The sequence below is a fragment of the Actinoplanes sichuanensis genome (assembly GCF_033097365.1).
In the GTDB taxonomy this organism is placed as follows: domain Bacteria; phylum Actinomycetota; class Actinomycetes; order Mycobacteriales; family Micromonosporaceae; genus Actinoplanes; species Actinoplanes sichuanensis.
On the sequence record NZ_AP028461.1, the window covers coordinates 684228 to 701483 of the forward strand.

The 17256-nt window shown below is 71.3% G+C and carries 13 protein-coding genes; 4 read left to right on the forward strand and 9 right to left on the reverse strand.

The window, feature by feature from the left end:
- Positions 1-18: 18 nt before the first annotated feature.
- The 5 genes from Q0Z83_RS02920 to Q0Z83_RS02940 all read right to left on the reverse strand — a co-directional run bounded on the left by Q0Z83_RS02920 (position 19) and on the right by Q0Z83_RS02940 (position 8007).
- A complete protein-coding gene (locus Q0Z83_RS02920) occupies positions 19-2331 on the reverse strand; it encodes a serine/threonine-protein kinase (protein WP_317792206.1) in 2313 nt (770 codons plus the stop codon).
- The gene (locus Q0Z83_RS02925; RefSeq protein WP_317792207.1) at positions 2328-3527 is read right to left on the reverse strand and encodes a hypothetical protein; all 1200 of its coding nucleotides are present in this window, start codon (positions 3525-3527) and stop codon (positions 2328-2330) included. Before Q0Z83_RS02925 ends, Q0Z83_RS02920 begins: the two co-directional genes overlap by 4 nt.
- Before the next feature lie 40 nt (positions 3528-3567).
- A complete protein-coding gene (locus Q0Z83_RS02930) occupies positions 3568-4554 on the reverse strand; it encodes a glutamate ABC transporter substrate-binding protein (protein ID WP_317792208.1) in 987 nt (328 codons plus the stop codon).
- 191 nt (positions 4555-4745) lie between these two features.
- Complete coding sequence (locus Q0Z83_RS02935) at positions 4746-6023, reverse strand: hypothetical protein (protein WP_317792209.1); 1278 nt, start codon at positions 6021-6023, stop codon at positions 4746-4748.
- 436 nt (positions 6024-6459) lie between these two features.
- Positions 6460-8007 (reverse strand): long-chain-fatty-acid--CoA ligase, encoded by a 1548-nt coding sequence (locus tag Q0Z83_RS02940; RefSeq protein ID WP_317792210.1) that lies wholly within the window; start codon positions 8005-8007, stop codon positions 6460-6462.
- A gap of 210 nt (positions 8008-8217) precedes the next feature.
- Here Q0Z83_RS02940 and Q0Z83_RS02945 point away from each other — a divergent pair, with 210 nt between their 5' ends.
- Complete coding sequence (locus Q0Z83_RS02945) at positions 8218-9399, forward strand: EAL and HDOD domain-containing protein (protein ID WP_378078964.1); 1182 nt, start codon at positions 8218-8220, stop codon at positions 9397-9399.
- A 323-nt stretch (positions 9400-9722) separates the two neighbouring features.
- Here the strand turns inward: Q0Z83_RS02945 and Q0Z83_RS02950 are convergent, their stop codons facing one another.
- Entirely contained in the window at positions 9723-12029 is a 2307-nt protein-coding gene (locus tag Q0Z83_RS02950; protein WP_317792211.1) for an ABC transporter permease, read from the reverse strand.
- Entirely contained in the window at positions 12026-12781 is a 756-nt protein-coding gene (locus tag Q0Z83_RS02955) for an ABC transporter ATP-binding protein (RefSeq protein ID WP_317792212.1), read from the reverse strand. The genes Q0Z83_RS02950 and Q0Z83_RS02955 overlap by 4 nt, the downstream gene beginning before the upstream one ends.
- Before the next feature lie 110 nt (positions 12782-12891).
- Here Q0Z83_RS02955 and Q0Z83_RS02960 point away from each other — a divergent pair, with 110 nt between their 5' ends.
- Complete coding sequence (locus tag Q0Z83_RS02960) at positions 12892-14130, forward strand: sensor histidine kinase (RefSeq protein ID WP_317792213.1); 1239 nt, start codon at positions 12892-12894, stop codon at positions 14128-14130.
- Positions 14127-14768: a response regulator transcription factor gene (locus Q0Z83_RS02965; RefSeq protein WP_317792214.1), complete on the forward strand. Its 642-nt coding sequence runs from the start codon at positions 14127-14129 to the stop codon at positions 14766-14768. Before Q0Z83_RS02960 ends, Q0Z83_RS02965 begins: the two co-directional genes overlap by 4 nt.
- A gap of 286 nt (positions 14769-15054) precedes the next feature.
- Here the strand turns inward: Q0Z83_RS02965 and Q0Z83_RS02970 are convergent, their stop codons facing one another.
- On the reverse strand, positions 15055-15264 hold the full coding sequence (locus Q0Z83_RS02970; protein ID WP_317792215.1) for a hypothetical protein: 210 nt from the start codon (positions 15262-15264) through the stop codon (positions 15055-15057).
- Between Q0Z83_RS02970 and Q0Z83_RS02975 the strand changes: the two genes are divergently transcribed.
- On the forward strand, positions 15265-15657 hold the full coding sequence (locus Q0Z83_RS02975) for a hypothetical protein (RefSeq protein ID WP_317792216.1): 393 nt from the start codon (positions 15265-15267) through the stop codon (positions 15655-15657).
- A 607-nt stretch (positions 15658-16264) separates the two neighbouring features.
- Here the strand turns inward: Q0Z83_RS02975 and Q0Z83_RS02980 are convergent.
- Entirely contained in the window at positions 16265-17050 is a 786-nt protein-coding gene (locus tag Q0Z83_RS02980) for an ABC transporter permease (protein ID WP_317792217.1), read from the reverse strand.
- Positions 17051-17256 lie beyond the last annotated feature (206 nt).

Consider the following 17256-nt stretch of genomic DNA (forward strand, 5'->3'; position numbering starts at 1 on the left):
AGCGCGGTTCCGCCCCTCTCACGTACGCGTCCGCGGTCGTACCGCGTTCGCCAGGTCCACCAGGCGGATCTTCTCCGTGCCGTGCGTCGCCCGGGCCATCTCCCGATACGCCGACTCCAGCGCGAACCGCACGTCCCGTTCCGGCTGCCGTTCCGCCGGTTCGCCGCCGATCACCGTGGCCAGATCGGCCCCGGCGATCTTGGCGCCGCCGCCGAGAGTACGCAGCACCTGCTCGAGCAGTTCGGCCCGGAGGGTGGCCAGCTGCGCCGCCTCCATCTCCAGCCGCGAGATCAGCCCGGCCGCGGTGGTCAGCGAGTCGACGTCGACGACCGCCGCCTGATGCGACCGGACCAGCGCCCGGATCGCGCCGACCTGCGAGATCGGGTACGCCGACGAGGTGCCGGGCACCCGGTTGTAGGCCTCCACCGCCCCGGCCCGGTCCCCGCTCGCCAGCCGGCATCGGGCCAACCCGGCCGCCGCCGTGGTGAACGCCGGATCGGTCCGGCTGACCACGTCGTAGTACCCGCACGCGGTCGCCGGATCGCCGGCCAGCTCGGCGGTGAACCCGAGCGCCAGCTGCGGCGCCAACTCGCCGGGCAGCGCCGACCACACCGCGTCGAACCGCTGCCGGGCCCGGCCGTGATCGCCGGTGGAGAGCGCGAGCAGGCCGTCGTACCAGTCCACCCGCCAGTCCGGGGCCATCGAGTCGCGGACCGCCGCCGCCGACGCGGTGTCGCCCCGGTCGATGTGCGCCCGCATCTGCCGCAGACCCACCTCGGGCGAGTCCTGTGGGGCGGTCGCCAGCTGGGCCAGCACGGTCGCCGGGTCGGCGGCCGTGATCGACGCGATCACGCCGGCCGCCGGGTCGCCCAGGTCGACCAGCGGCGTCGGCAGGTCCTGCCAGCGGGCCCGGTCGTCGCGCAGGTCGGTGCGCAGCTCCCCGGTGAACTGCCGGGAGATCGCCGGATGCGGGGTGCCGCCCTCGGCCAGAACCTGCCGCAGCACGCCCAGCATCTGCTCAGCCATCTCGGCGGCGTCGGCGAACCGCTGGTCCGGGTCGGTGTGGGTGGCCTGCCGCAGCAGGCGGTAGAAGCTCTCGTGGTTGCGGTAGACGTCGAACTCGCCACGATCCGGCAGGCTGTGCGCGAACGTGCTCTGATAGCCGCGGAAGTCGGTGGTGAGCACGGCCAGCGTACGGCCGATGGTGTAGAGATCGGACTGCGCGGACGGCCCGTCGGTCGCCATCTCCGGCGCCTGGTAGCCGACCGTGCCGTAGATCGCCGCCTCCTGGTCGTCGACGTGCACCACGCCGCCAAGGTCGATCAGCTTCATCTGATCGCCGGACTGGATCACGTTGTCCGGCTTGAAGTCGCAGAAGATCAGGCCCCGGTCGTGCAGGTAGCCGAACGCCGGCATGATCTCCAGCACGTAGGCGAGCGCCTGGTCGACCGGCAGCGGGTCGACCGCCCCGTTGCCGCGCCGTTCCTTGAGCAGGTCCTTGAGCGACTTGCCGCCGACGTACTCCATCACGATGTAGCCGGCGCCGTCGTGCTCGACGAAGTTGTAGATCTTGACGATGTTCGGATGTTCGACCTCGGCCAGGAACCGCCGCTCGGCCACCGCGGCCGCCAGCGCGTCCTCGTCACCGGAGTTGAGCAGGCCCTTGAGCACCACCCAGCGGTCCGACACGTTCTTGTCGACGGCCAGATAGACCCAGCCCAGGCCGCCGTGCGCGAGCGGGCCGACCACCTCGTACTGCCCGGCCACCAGGTCGCCCTTGACCAGCTTCGGGGTGAAGTTGAACGCCTCGCCGCAGTTGGCGCAGAAACCCGACGAGCGGGCCGGGCGGTCGCCGCGGGCCCGGCCGACCGGTTTGCCGCACTTCGCGCAATAGCGCTTCGACTCGGGCACCTCGGCGACGGCCATCACCGCCGTCGCCGGATCCGCGGTGCGGATCGGCGCGATCTCCACCAGACCGCCACCGAACCGGCGGGCCGATCCGGTCCGGGAGCTTGCGGAGGTCCGGCCACTTCCTCTGGTACGGGTGGAGAGCGCGCTGGTGCTGCGGGTGGAGGCGGCGGTGCCCGTCCGCGGTTTGGGAGGCGCCGGCGCGCCGGCCACCGGGGCCAGCCCGCACGTGTCGCAGTACCCGTCCTCGATGGTCCCGTCGCAGCCGGCGCGCGCGCACCGGCCGGTGACGGCGGCCGCGACCGGGGTGGCCGGAACAGGGGTGGCCGGAACAGGGGTGGGCGCGGCGGCCGGGGCCAGCCCGCACGTGTCGCAGTAGCCGTCCTCGATCGTGCCGGAACAGTCGGGTCGCTGGCAGGTCATCGGGCCTCCCGGGCGGCGATGGTGGCGGAGAGGGCGTCCTGGTACTTCTCGACCGCGGCGCGAGCCGCCACGAGATCACAGGGCGCCACGTGCAGGGTGTCACGTGCATGCTCGGCCAGCGGGCCGAGCACCGGGTCCTCGCCGAGCCCGCGGCTCAGCGCCTTGGCCCGGAAGGCGTCGAGGCGGCCGCGTAGCTCGTTGCGCTCGGCGAGCAGGCCGGTGTGGTGGGCCTGCGCCGACCGCAGCGCGGCCAGCCGCTCCCGGGCCTGCCGGTTCCAGGCCGACAGGCGAGGGCTGATCAGTGCCCAGTGTCCGGCGGCGGCCAGCGCGTCGATCGCCGCGAGCTCCGGGCGCGGGTCGGCACCCCGTACCACCATGATCTTGTCGTGCGGGAAACGCCCGGTGACCGCCGCGCGGGACGCGTCCGCGGACGTCTGTGCCGCCTCGATCTCGGCGACCACCGACCGGGCGTCGCGCAGCCGCTGCGACAGCGAGGCCCGCAGCTCGGCCGCGGAGGTCCGCTCCGCGTCCGCCCGGGCGATCAGCGTCCGCACCCGGTCCAGGCCGGAAACGTCCGCGCCGAGCGGATCCGACAGCAGCGTGCCGGTGAGATCACCGAGCAGTCGGTCCGCCTCGTCCAGCAGCCGGAACGTCTCGGCGGCCAAGCCGCCCGCGGTCTGCCGGGTCAGGTCCCGCACGTGCAGCAGCGCGTCGGCGGCCTCGGCGGCGGCCGGGGTCGCCCGCCGCCACGCGTCGCCTGCGCTGGTGACCACCGCGACCGCCGTGGCGAACGCCGCCTCCATCGCGGCCAGCAACTCCGCCGGAGTGCTGGTGGAGACCACCTGGCCGGCGCCGAGCAGCCCGCGCTGCGCCAGTGGCACCGTCGCCGTGGACAGGGTGATCGAGCTGCCCAGCACCTCGTGCTGGAACGCGGCCCGGTCGGCGTCGCTCATCCGCCGCTGCGAACGCAGCGCCCGCGCCCGGTCGATCACCTCGCCGAGCTGCCGGTGCCCCTGCCAGAGCCGGGCCAGCGCGTCGCCGGCGTCGGCCCACGCGGTCGCGGTCCGGCCGGTCAGCTGGATTCGCCCGAGCTGCTGACGGTCCGGATTCTGGTCCAGTTCGACCAGATTCGCGGCGATTGCGGCGACCGCCTTCTCCAGGCGCGCCAACTCGGTCTCGGCGGCATGCATCGTCATCGTCGGCACCGTGCCGGTTCGGTCTCGGCCTGCATCATCGTCACCGGCACCGTGGCTCGGGTCCGGGCGGCGTGCACGGCAGGTACCGTGCCGCGGGCGGCTGCGGGGCCGGGCCCGAGGCGCCCAGCCAGCGGTCGTAGACCTTCGCCCAGGTGCCGTCGGCGCGCATCCGGTCCAGCACGGCGTTCACGTACCGGGTGAACTCTCGGTGGTCATGGGCGATCGCGATCGCGTACGGCTCCTCGGTGAACCTCGGGCCGACCACCTTCGCATACGGGTCCTGCGCGGCCAGGCCGGCCAGGATGGTGTCGTCGGTGGAGACCGCCTCGGCCTCGCCCAGCTGGAACGCGACCAGACACGAACCGTAGTCGGACCGGGTCACCCGGACCGGCGCCGGGTTGACCTTGGCCAGGTTGTCCAGCGACGTCGAACCGGAGACCGCGCAGACCGGCCGGCCACCCAGATCCTCGATCCGCTGCACCGGCGAGTCCTTGCCGACCAGCACCCGCTGCCCGGACTCGTAGTAGACGGTCGAGAAGTCGACCTTCTGCCAGCGGGCGCAGTTGGTGGTCATCGTGCTGATCACCAGGTCGACGGTGCCGTCGGCCACTCGGTCCATCCGGTCGGCGTTCGCGACCACCCGGATCTCCAGACGGTCGGGGTCGCCGAAGATCGCCCGCGCGATCTCGCGGCCCATGTCCACGTCGAAACCCTCGATCTTGCCGGTGAACGGATCACGCGAACTGAACAGCACATTGCCCTGATTGGTGCCGAGGATCAGCCGGCCCCGATCCTTGATCGTCTGCATGTGGCTGCCGGCCGTGATCTGCGTGCCGTTCGTCGGCCGGAAACTCGCCCTCGCGTCGAAGTCGGCCGCCGCGTCGCAGGCCGGCGTCGGGTCGGAGGCCGCCGGGCTCGGCGGCGGCGTCGCACTGGCCTCCGGCTTCGCCGTCGTCGCCGGTCCGCTGTCGGTGCAGGCGGCCAAGCCGGTCACGGCCAGGGCCAATGCCATCACGGTACGGATCACCGCCGCTCGTCCAGCCGGGCCTTTTCGCTGCTCGCCGCCTGTCTTTCGGCCCGTCGCCCCGCCGCTCGCCGTTGCCCGTCTGCTCTGGCCGAGGGCTTCGTCGTGGTTCGTTTGTGCTCGTCCGGGCCGGCCGGGGGCTTCGTCGTGGTTCGTTTGTGCTCGTCCGGGCTGGCCGGGGGCTTCGTCGCCGCTCATCGGTACTCCTCCAGCCTGGCCCGTAGTCCCGTCAACGCGAATACCGCGATCGCCAATGCCAGCAGCGGGCCGAGGACGGTGAGGGCGCCCAGCCCGCGCCCCGCCGAGCGGATCTCCTCATCGAACGCCGCCCGCCGATCGGTGATCGCCTCACCCAGAACCGTGGTCAGCCCGTCGAACGTCGTCGCCGTCTCCTCGCTGACGGCCAGCTTCACCGCGCCCTCGTAGTCGCCGTTGTCGTCCAGGCCGCGGATCTTGTCGTGAATCGCCAGGTAGGCGTCGTGCTGCTGCGCGGCCTTCGTCATCAACCCGGCCACCTCGTCGAACTCCGGCCCGGACACCACGAACCGCTCCCGCAGTAGCCCGAAATCCTCCTCCAACTTGCCGCGCCCGGCCCGGGCGGCCAGTGTCAACGCCTCGTCGGCTCGCTCGCGCAACACCAGATTCCGGGCCTCGGCCAGCGCCTCCGCCGGTGCCGAGCCGTCCCGGTCGGCGCCGGTCAGCCGGGCCCGCTGGTGGGCGAAGACTCCGGCGCAGACCACGGCCAGCAGCACGGTCAGCCCGGTCGCGGTCAGCAGCGGCACGTTGAACGTGCGATGGGTGGTCCGGCTCAGGTGCGCCTGGGTCACGATCAGCGCCACCCCCAACCCCACCACCAGGACCAGCAGCAGCATCAGCCACCAGGAACTGCGCGAATCCGCATAACCCGCGGCGGCCTCCCGACGGGCCTGCTGGAACAGCGCCTGCGCCTGCGGCTGCAACGTCTCCCGGTTGAGCTGCGAAGCGGTCGACAGGTAGGCCGCGCCCACCGGCTTGCCCTGCCGGTTGAGGGCCCGGGCGGTGGCGACCAGCGCCGTGTAGTCGCCCAGACCGGTCGAGATGCTCCGGATCGCCTCGGCGCCCTGGCTGCCCTCCGGCACCCGGCGGGCGGCCGAGGTGAGTGCGGTCGCCGCGGCGGCGAGCTTCTCGTCGTAGCGCCGGGTCAACTGCGGTGGCTCCAGCCCCCCGGTGATGAACGCCTGCGCCGCGGTGGCGTCGGCGTCGGCCAGCGACGACCAGACGGTCTCCGCCTCGGCGAGCAGCGGCTGCGCCCGATCACGCAGATCGGCGGTGCCGGTGCCGGCCGAACGGGCGCTCAGTCCGGTGACGAGGCCGGTCAGAGCGGCCAGGACGAGCAGGACGGCGAGCAGCAACTGAAGGCGGCCGGGCGAGGTGTGCCGCAGCCCCGCGAGGCGGGTCAACGCCGCGCGTGGTGGCGCCTGAACTGCTGTCACGCTGTGTCGCCTCTCGCTGTGGGATCGCACGTCCACTGTGCGTTATGGGCGCAAGCTTCTCGCTGACCCGCCACGGCGATTCCCGCCGCCTCACCGCGGCGACTTCTACGTCGTCGTCCCGGCGGTTTCCGCCGCTTCGCTGCGGCGGCTTTCGCATCGTCGTCCCGGTGGTTTCCGCCGCTTCGCTGCGGCGCCTTCCGCGTCTCGCTGCGGCGCCTTTCGCGTCTCGCCCGCCGCCTCATTGCGGCGCCTTCCGCGTCTTCGCCACGGCGACTCCTGCCTCTTCGCCACGGCGGGCCTCGTAGCGACTTCCGCCGCCTTGTCACGGTGGCCTTCGCCTCTTTGCCACAGCGACATTTCGCCGCCCAGCCCGGCCTCTGCCGCCGTACTGAGGCGACCGGCGGGGACCGCCGGACGCCTCGTCTCGCGTGGTCGATCAGCTCAGCTCGCGCTTGAGCAACTTGCCGGTCGCCGTCATCGGCAGCGACTCGACGATCTTGACGACTCGAGGGTACTTGTAGGCGGCCATCTGTTCCCGGCCCCAGGCCACCAGTTCCTCCTCGGTGGCTGAAGCGCCCGGCTTCAAGATCACGAACGCCTTGATCTCCTCGCCGTGGCTCTCGTGTGGCACGCCGATCACCGCCGACAGCGACACCGCCTCGTGGGTGAGCAGAACCTCCTCGATCTCCCGCGGGTAGACGTTGAAGCCACCCCGGATGATCATGTCCTTGGCCCGGTCGACGATGTAGTACCAGCCGTCCTTGTCTCGACGGGCCAGGTCGCCGGTGCGGAACCAGCCGTCCCGCATCACCTCGGCGGTCGCCTCCGGCCGGCCGATGTACCCGCGGAAGATGTTGTGGCCGCGGATCGCGATCTCGCCGATCTCGTCCGGGTTGTCGACGCTGTTCCAATCCCCGTCGATCAGCTTCACCTCGACACCCCAGATCGGGATGCCGATCGATCCGGGACGTGGCTCGTGCCCCGGTGCACTGAACGTCGCGACCGGAGACGTCTCGGACAGCCCGTACCCCTCGAGGATGGTGACGCCGAACCGCTCCTTGACCGCCTTGATGATCTCCACCGGCAGGCTGGAACCGCCGGAAACGGCGATCCGCATGTTCGCCGCGATCCGTTCGACGTCCACGCCCTCCTTCAGGGCGTTGAGTAGCCCCCAGTACATCGTCGGCACACCCGCGAAGAACGTCACGTTCTCGCTCTGCAGCAGCTGAACCGCCGCTTCCGGGTCGAAACGGGGCAGCAGCACCAGAGTCGAGGCGGTGGAGAAACCGGCGTTCATGTTCACCGTCGAGCCGAACGAGTGGAACAACGGGAGCACGAGCAGATGCGTGTCGGTGGCCGGCTGCGTGCCGAACAGCCGGTTACAGGTGAGCGCGTTCAGCACCAGGTTCGAGTGGGAAAGTTCGGCGCCCTTGGCCTGGCCGGTGGTCCCGCTGGTGTACAGGATCACGGCGGCGTCGGTCTCCGACCGCTGCACCGTCTCGAAGACCGGCGACTGCCCGGCCAGCCCCGCGCCCATGGTCTCCGCGCCCTCGATCGGCGACGCCGCCGCCGGGTCCGCGGTGATCAGGAAGAAGTGCTCGGTGCTGTCGACCTCGTTGAAACCGGCGAAACCCTCGGCGCCCATGGGTAGTTCCGGGGTGCCCTGGAAGCAGAAGTACGCCTTCGCGCCGGAGTCACGCAGGTGATATGCGATCTCCCGGCCCTTGAGCAGCACGTTCAGCGGCACCACGACCGCGCCGGCCTTGAGGATGCCGTAGTAGACGATCGGGAAGTACGGAAGGTTCGGGCAGGTCAGCGCGACCTTGTCACCAGGCTGGATGCCACGTGACCGGAGCAGACCGGCCACCTGGTTGGCCGCTGCGTTCACCTGCGCGTATGTCAGACGCTGCGGGCCGAGCACCACAGCGGCGCGCTCCGGGTGGTTACGGGCGCTGTCCTCCAGAAGAACGGAGAGGTTGAGCATGTGGTGGAACCCTTCTTACCGATGAGTTGTGACGGCTGTCTCATCCCAACATGCGTGGCGGCGCCGGTGGAAGGCTCCGTTTCGCCTTTGTTTCCTCGCGTCTTTCTTTAGGTCGGCTGCTTGTCTGCCGAATGCACCGGCGTGGGAATCCCGGTGTTGGATGCGGTACACGTGGGGCGTCAGCCGATCTTCGACGTCCATGGCGTCGTCGTGGCTTACGAACTGCTGTTCCGTGGCCGTATGGACGACGTCGCGTCAGGGCGGCAGGACACATACGCCACCAGCGCCGTCATGGTGAACGCTTTCACCGAGTTCGGCATCGCTGAAGTGGCCGGCAACCGGCCGTGCTTCATCAACCTCACCCGTGAGTTCGTGACCGGGCGGCTTCCGTTGCCGTTCGGCCCCGAACAGGTGGTACTCGAGGTTCTGGAGACGGTCCACGTCGACGACGAGGTGATCACCGGGCTCACCGCCCTTCGCGAGGCCGGATACAAGATCGCACTCGACGACTTCGTCTGGGGCTCCGGTCACGAACAGCTCCTCGGCCTCGCGTCGTACGTCAAACTCGACCTCCTCGACGGCGACCTCAGCCGCCTCGCCGAGATCGTCGCGGCGTGCCGCGAGTATCCGGACATCGAACTGGTCGCCGAACGCCTGGAGACCGACGAGCAGGTCGCCATCGCCGACCGGTACGGGATGGAACTGCGGCAGGGGTACGCGCTGAGCCGCCCCCAGGTCCTCAGCACCCCCAGCCTGTCGCCGTCCCGGCTTCGCCGCCTCGAACTCGTCGCGGCCCTGATGTCTCCCGACGTCCCGCTCGAGAAGATCACCTCGATCATCGTCAGCGACCCCGCTCTCGCCCTGCGCGTGCTGCGGGTCAGCAATTCGGTGGCGGCCGGCGTGGTCAGCCGCATCTCGTCGGTCCGGCAGGCGGTCATGCTCGTCGGCCTCAACCGAATCCGCCGCTGGGCCACCCTGATGGTCGTCGACGATGTCGCCGAGGCCCCCGAGGAGCAGCTCCTCACCGCGCTCGCACAGGCCCGCCTGTGCGAGAGTCTGGCCCCGCGCTTCCGTGCGGACCCGGGCGCCGCCTTCGTGGCGGGCCTGGTCACCGGCATGGCCCGTCTGATGGCCATGACCCCGGCCGCGATGGCCGAGCAGTTGCCGCTGACGACCGAGGTCTCCGACGCCCTCACCGTGGGCACGGGCCGCCTCGGCGACGTGCTGCGGGCGGTTCGTGCCTATGAGAACGGCGAATGGGGTTCCGGCGACCTGGCCGGCCTCTCCCTGGACGCGATGCGCTGGTCCACCCGGACGCTCACCGCCGCCCACCGCTTCTCCCCGAGCCCCACCAAACGCCGCCGAGGCCCAGCCGCCCCCCGCCCCGTCTGACCGTCCCACGCCCACCCCTCCCTCGCTCCAGATCAGTCAGTCCACCCGTCGCACCCCGGGCTTTCGCACCCCCGGGGCACCCCCCCAGGCACACCAGCCGTGCCCGGCTCGCCCCGGCCAGTCCGGCTCGGGCGGCCCACCTCGGGGCGGCTCGCTCTGGCCGGTGTACCTCTCGCCTGGTCTGCCATGGCCCGCTGGCCGGTGTCGGCCGGTCGCTGCGGGCCGTCCGCTGCGGCTCATCTCGTTGTCAACCTGTCGTCGGGCCGGCTGTTCGCTGCGGCCGTTCGTCGGGGTCGGCCGCGTTCGCCAGGGAAGTCACGCTCCTAAGAATCGGTGCTCCTTCCTCGAAGGATTGGGAACGATGCAGCCAGGACCGCGAGGGCCGCGCAGACGGTGGTGACCGCCGCGGTCACGCCCCAAGGCATGATCAGCGCGATTTCGCGGCCGATCTCGTCCTCCACCGCGGCTCGGACTCCGGCCAGCGAGACGACCGCGACCAGCCCGCCGAGAACCGCACCGACGGTGACCGCCAGCAGTGCCTCCGCGGTGACGACCCGGACCACCTGACCGGTCCCGGCCCCGGCCAGCCGGAGCGCCCGGAACTCCCCGCGGCGGGCAGCGGTCGCCATCAGCAGCGTGTTGCCGACCGCGATGGCGGTGTACCCCGCGGATAGCCCGATCAGGGCCAGCAGGAACAGATCGATCAACCGGCCCTCGTCCTCGATCTCCTCCATGACGAAGTCGTGAATCGCGAGCGTGCGCGCCCCGGGGACCGGCACCACCTCCCTGTCCAACATGATCATGCCGGTCAGCGCATCCGGGTCATGCTGCCGGACCAGCCCCGACGGAATGCTGGTCTCGTCCGCCACGGCCTTCACCGACAGTTGTGTCTCGGCCCCGTCGACGAACCGGACCGTCACCGCATCACCTGCCGCGACACCCAGTTCCGCGGCGCTCAACCGGTCGAGCACCAGAGCATCGCCCCGCCCGGTCGCGTCCCGGCCGGCGGTGCTGTCTCCGTGGGTGATCAGCAGACGGGTGGTGAGCGCGGGCTCGGCCCCCTGGGCGGTGACCGCGGCCGCCGACAGCCCGGGCGTGCCATCCGGGACCAGCACGGTGCCCTCCGGATAGCGGGCCGTCTCGTCGATCCCGGCGGCCACCTCGATCGTCGCGACCGTCCCGGCGAGCAGCACGGTCAACCCGACGGTCGCCAGTACCGGCGCGGCAGTCGACGCGACCCGGCGAACTCCCGTCAGAGTCCCCTCCCGAACCAGCATGCCCGTGGCGGTGCCGCGCCAGGGGCGAGCCACCACCCGGACCAGCGGAACGATCAGCACCGGCGACAACAACGCAGCCCCTGACAACAGCAGCATCGCGGCGCCCAGACCGGCCGTACTGCGTGTCTCCAGCGGCAGCGAGGGCATCGCGGCGAGCAGAACGCCGCCCCCGATCCCGCAGAGGAACCCGACGACCCAGCGGGTGGGAGTCATCGAGCGCGGGTCGGCGGCCGCCTCGCGCAACGCGTCCAGCGGAGCGATCCGGCTGGCCCGCCGGGCCGCGGCCGTCACTCCACCCAGGGCCACGATCAGCCCGAGCAGGACCGCTCCGGCCAGCGCCATGGGCTGCCACGTCACGGTGAAGCCGGCGGGCTCCAGACCGTTGCCGACCATCGGCCCGGCCAGCAGGGGAGCGGCCATCAGCCCGGCCGGCGCGCCGAGCAGCCCGGCGAGCAGGGCGATCAGCGCCGTCTCGGCATACATCATCCGCCGCACCTGCCCCGGAGTCGCCCCGACCGCCCGCAGCAGCCCGAGCTCGCGTCGTCGTTGCGCCGCACTCAGCGCACACGTGGAGGACACCACGAACACGGTCGCGAACGCGCCGAGCGTGACCAGCGCGATCAGCAGCTGTGCGCCGATCCACCGGATCCGGGTGACGGAGTCGGGCTCCAGCGCGTCCCGGTCACTGCCGGACCGGACCACGCCATCCGTGCCCACGACAGCCGCCGCGGCATCGGCCACCCGCTGCGGATCCCCGGTCACGGTCAGACCGATCACGCGGACACCCGATGCCCGCCGCGCGGCCTCCCGGTCGGTCACATAGAGCCCGGGCCCGTCCACGGTCCCGGTGACCAGCCACTTCTCCGGCCCGGCCGAGGTGAGTACCGCGACCGACTCACCGGGAGTCGTGCCGGGGCCGGCCGCCACCTCACCGGGAGCCGCTGGGGCACGGCCGCTGGTCAGGCGATAACCGCCGAGAGCCGCGGACGACCAGGCGTGCCCGTCGAGCAGGGCGGCCTGGGCGTCGCCGGTTGGCCGGCCCGACTCCAGGCGCTGGACGTAGAACCATGGGTCGGGGACGGCGGCCGTCACACCCGCCAACTCGGCCAGACGGGTGGCGAGTGCGGTCGCCTGCGCCGCTGTCCAGGACTGCCGGTCGCGATCGTCGCCAGTGCCCGGGTCGGGTGGTGTGATCAGCACCGGTGCCAGGTCGTAGCGGGCCGGCGCCTGCGGCCGTGAGCTCAGATAGAGCGCCGCCGACCCGGCGACGACTGCGACACCCAGGAACACCGCGACGAACATGCCGGCGAAACTCGCGAATCGATGCCGGACCATGGCCCACGCCGCGCTCACCGGGTCACCACCGTGTGCTGGGCGTGAGCGATGTGCAGAGCGATCCGCTCCGCGCCGACCGCACCGGGCAACTCGTCGAACACCCGTCCGTCGGCCAGGAACAGCACCCGATCGGCGGTGGCGGCGGCCAGCGGGTCATGGGTCACCATCACGATCGTCTGCCGATGACGGTCCACCGCCTCGCGCAGCAGGTGCAGCACAGCGGCGCCGGACGCCGCGTCCAGCGCGCCGGTCGGCTCGTCGGCGAAGAGCACCGCAGGCCGGGACACCAGCGCGCGGGCGATCGCCACGCGCTGCTGCTGACCCCCGGACAGCTCGGACGGCCGATGCCCCTCGCGGCCGGCCAGACCCACCTCGGCCAGCATCGCGGTCACCGCACCCGGCTCCGGACGACGCCCGGCCAGGCGCAGCGGCAACGCCACATTCTGCGCCGCGGTCAGCGCCGGAACGAGATTGAACGACTGGAAGACGAAGCCGACCCGGCTACGTCGAAGACGGGTCAGCGCCCGCTCGCTCAGGCCACCGACCGGCACGCCGTCGATGACCACCTCGCCGCCGGACAGCCGGTCCAGCCCCGCCGCACAGTGCAGCAACGTGGACTTGCCCGACCCCGACGGGCCCATGACGGCGGTGAAGGTGCCCGCTGCGAACCTGGCGTCCACCCGATCCAGAGCCGTCACCGCGCGCTCGCCGGTCCCATATGTCTTGGTCGCCGCCTGCAGCTCGACCGCTGGTGTTCCGTGATCCGTCATGCCGACCAGCAAACCGGCCCAGCGGCTCCGGCACAGTCACGCAGAGTCCACACTCGAAGGTAAACCCAGCACTACCGACAGCGGCCCGGCCGGCCGGTAGCGTTCCGGTCATGCAGCCCCGCAACGCGCTCGAAGCGCTCACTCTGCGGCCGACGGAGCTGTTGCGTTCGTCCTGGCCATGGCGTTCGCTCGCCTACCTGGTGAGCGGCTCGCTGCTCGGCGCCGCGACCATCGCGGCGGTCGTCGTCATGCTCGCCCTCGGCACCCTGCTGGCCGCGGTGATCGTCGGTGTCGCCGGTTACGTGGGGTGTCTACTCTCCGGCATCGTCGTGGCCCGGGTTGAGCGGCGGCGGCTGCGCCTGGTCGACCACGACGAGCTGCTCGACCCACACCGGCCGCCGCCACGGGCAGGCCTCCGGGCCTGGGTCACCCTGCGGCTACGGGAGGAGGCGACCTGGCGGGAGCTGTTCTATGCGGCGCTCGCGGCGGCGATGCTGAGCTGGATGGATCTACTCGTTCTCGTCGGCGTGACGTACACCCTGCTGATCTCGGTCGGCGCGCCGTGGACCATCGCCGACGAGCCGCTCTCCTCGACCCTGCCCGCCACCGTGGCCGGGTTGCTGCTGGGGCCGATCCTGATCTATCCGGTGATCGCCTGGGCGGGTGCCCGCGCGGCGATGGCCAGAGCCATGCTGACACCACCCGACGAGGCACGGCTGAGAGAGCTGACCCGTTCGCGGGCACGACTCGTCGACGCCTTCGAGGTGGAGCGCCGGCGCATCGAGCGCGACCTGCACGACGGCGCTCAGCAGCGCCTCGTCGCGCTCAGCATGCAGCTCGGCATGGCCCGCCTGGAGGTGCCGGCCGACTCGCCAGGCGCCGAGTCGCTCGCCGCGGCACATCTGCTCGCCAAACAGGCCCTCACCGACCTGCGGGAGCTGATCCGTGGCGTACACCCGAAGGTCTTGACCGACCGCGGCCTGGCTGCGGCTGTGGGGGAGGTGGCGTCCGTCGCGCCGCTGCCCGTCGACCTCGATCTGCGACTGCCCGGGCGGCTGCCGTCGGCGGTCGAGGTGACCGCCTATTTCGTGGTGTCCGAGGCGCTGACCAATGTGGCCAAGCACGCCGGGGCCGAGCGGGCCCGGGTCGAGGCGTTCCTGACCGGCGATCGGCTGATCGTGCGGATCCACGACGACGGCTGTGGCGGCGCCGATCCGGCCACCGGTTCCGGTCTGATGGGGCTCGCCGACCGGGTGGCGGTCCTCGACGGGACGGTGAACCTGTCGAGTCCGGCCGGTGGCCCTACGTTGTTGCGAGTGGAGATTCCGGTGCCGGAGGCGGTTGTATGAGAGTGGTCATCGCGGAAGACGGCGTGATCGTGCGGGAGGGTGTGGCCGGCATGCTGCGCCGGTTCGGGCACGAGGTGGTCGCCGCGGTCGGGGATGCCGTCGCCCTGCGCGAGGCGGTCGCCGAGCACCGGCCGGATGTGGTCGTCACCGACGTGCGGATGCCACCCGGGTTCAGCGACGAGGGTCTTCAGGCCGCTATCGAGATGCGGAAGGCCGACCCGAAGCTTCCGGTTCTGGTGCTCAGCCAATATGTCGAGCAGACCTATGCCGCCGAGCTGATCGATTCCGAGCACGAGGCAGGCATCGGATACCTGCTGAAGGACCGCATCGGTGAGGTCGCCGAGTTCGTCGACGCGCTTGAGAGGGTGGCGCGGGGCCGCACTGTGGTCGACCAGGAGGTGGTCCGGCAGTTGCTGGGCCGCCGTCGTGACCCGTTGCACCGGCTTACCGCTCGCGAGCGGGAGGTCCTGGCGTTGATGGCCGAGGGACGTTCGAACACCGGTATCGCCCGGGAACTCGTCGTCACCGAGGCCATGGTCGCCAAACACATAAACAGCCTGCTCGCCAAACTCGAGCTCCCACCCGATAGCGACGACCACCGCCGGGTTCGCGCCGTCCTCGCCTATCTGCGCGGCTGATCATCGTGCCAAGAGGAATCGGTCAGAGGGCCGCACCGGGGAGTGGTTAGAGGGCCGTATGCAGCGGAGTGGTGGGAGGGCCGTGCGCCGAGGAGCGGTAGGAGGGCCGTGTGCCGGGAAACGCCGGGAGGGCCGTGTGCCGCAGAGCTGCGGGTGGGCCGCGCGCCGGGGAGCGCCGGGAGGGCCGTTTGCCGGGAAGCGGCCAGAGAACCGTCCCGGCTGTCGCGACCAAGATTCCACTTGTGGCCGGACGTCGACCGGCCGGGGGAGGGGAGGGGCCGGTGGGTCAGTCGCCCACGGTCACGGTGATTGTGGCGAGCAAGCCCGCGGACAGGTCGAAGCGGTCGCGGGGGACGACGTTGAGCGGGCCGCCGGCGGTGGGCTGGGGGTCATCGGTGGGGGCCAGACCGGCTGCCACCTGGCCGGCGATCTGTTCCGGGATGTAGAGAGGGCCCGAGTAGGTGACGGTTCGGCCGCCGGCGAGGTATCCGCCCACGTGGACCGAGGTGGTGATCTGGACAGGCATTCCGGGTTCGCGGCCGGGGTGGACGGTGCGGAACTCGGCATAGCCCTCGGGGTCGGTGACCTGAGCGCCGCGGAGTTCGCCGTCGCCGTCGGGTTCACGATGGCGGAGATCGACCACGGCCGCCGAGACCGGGCTGCCGTCGAATGCGTCAAGTACCCGGATTCGCAGCATCAGCGGGACGCCGGGGTGATCGCCGGCAATGTCTCGGCGGACCAGTTCCAGGGGGAGGGTGCCGGTCTGGCCCGGTTCCGCGACGGGGAGGCGGGCCGGTTGCGGCCCTCTGGACACCGGTCGCGGCACCGGCCTGCTGATGACCGGCGTGCTCCGGCTCTCCTCGTTGCGCACGGCAAACCCCCGCTGTAGATCACGTCAACGGAGTTGATCTTCCAGGAGAAATGCCGACCTAGGGGGCTTTTGAGTTATTTGTCCGCTGTGACAGGGGTGGCTTTCCGTAACAAGTGGCGCGCACACTGCCTGGCAAGGCGTGGCCACGCTCACCGCCCTGAGCGTGGTCGATCCGGACCGCCTGGCCGGAGTGCGGTCCCACCGGGACGCTTCCACCCGAGTGTCCCGGAAACGCTGCGGGCGGGCGGGGCGTTGCCGCGCCCGCCCGCCTGCAGCGCGTCAGCCGAGCCAGGGGCCACATGCCGCCCGAAAGCCGCCGTCGTCCCGCTCGAACGTTCGGCATGGGGACCCGCGGCGCGGACCGTGCCCCAGATCCCCATGCAACTCGCGGTTGGCCATGGGTGATGACCTGTGGCCGGGATCCAGCCGCAGGTCACCGTGCAACACCCGGCTGCGGGTGGTGTGGTGTTCGGTGGTCCGGGTCGCGCTGGAGGTCGCCCGGGTGCGGGTGGTGTGGTGTTCGGTGGTCCGGGTCGCGCTGGAGGTCGCCCGGGTGCGGGTGATGAGGTGTTCGGTAGTCCCTGTCGCGCCGTGGGTCGCCACGGGTGGAAGGTGCGGAGTGGCGCTACCGGCCCAGGCGGCGGTACAGGCGGACGGACAGCGGGCCGAAGATGACCATCAGCGCCACGGGCCAGGCGATCGCCAGGAGCATCGCGTGTTCGGCCGGCCAGGAGTCGGAGCCCAGGCCCGGGTTGCCGAACAGGTCGCGTAGGGTGGTGGTGGTCGCGGAGATCGGGTTCCATTCGGAGATGGTCCCCAGCCAGCCGGGCATCAGTTCCGGGGCGACGAACACATTCGAGACGGCGCTCAGCGGGAACGCCAGCGGGAACACGATCGTCGAGACCGTGTCCGGGTTCGGGGTGGACAGGCCGAGGGCCACGCCGACGCAGCTCAGGGACAGGCGCAGCAGCAGGAGCAGACCGATCGCCGCCAGTACGTTGCCGACGCCGAGATGCCAGCGCCAGCCGACGAGCAGTCCGCACACCACCAGCACCGTCGTCTCCAGCAGCGCCCGCACCAGGTCGGCGACGACCCGGCCGCTGATCAGCGCGGACCTCGCCATCGGCATCGAACGGAATCGGTCCAACACGCCACGGCCCACGTCGACGGCTATTCCGGTGGCGGTCGCGCCGATCCCGTACAGCATGGTCATCACGAAGACGCCCGGGATCAGGAACTCGCGGTAGCCGCCTCCGCCGGGCACCGACATACCGCTGCCGAAGACATACCCGAACACCAGCACGAACATGATCGGCAGGCTGAAATAGATGACGATCTCCTCGGGTGCCCGCACCACGTGCCGCAGATAGCGCCCAGCCATCACACGCCCGTCCGCGATCGCCGCGCTCACGCCACCACTCCCGAAGGCGAGGAGGAAGAGGCCGCCGAGGTGGTCGAGGTTGAGGACGGAGTAGCCGAGGGTGCGGAGCCGGAGCCGGAGCCGGAGCCGGAGCCGGAGCCGGAGCCGGAGCGGGAGCGGGAGGCCGGGCCGGGCGGAGGCGTCGAGCCGGACGAGGAACCGGGCGGAGGCGCCGAGCCGGACGAGGAGCCGGGTGG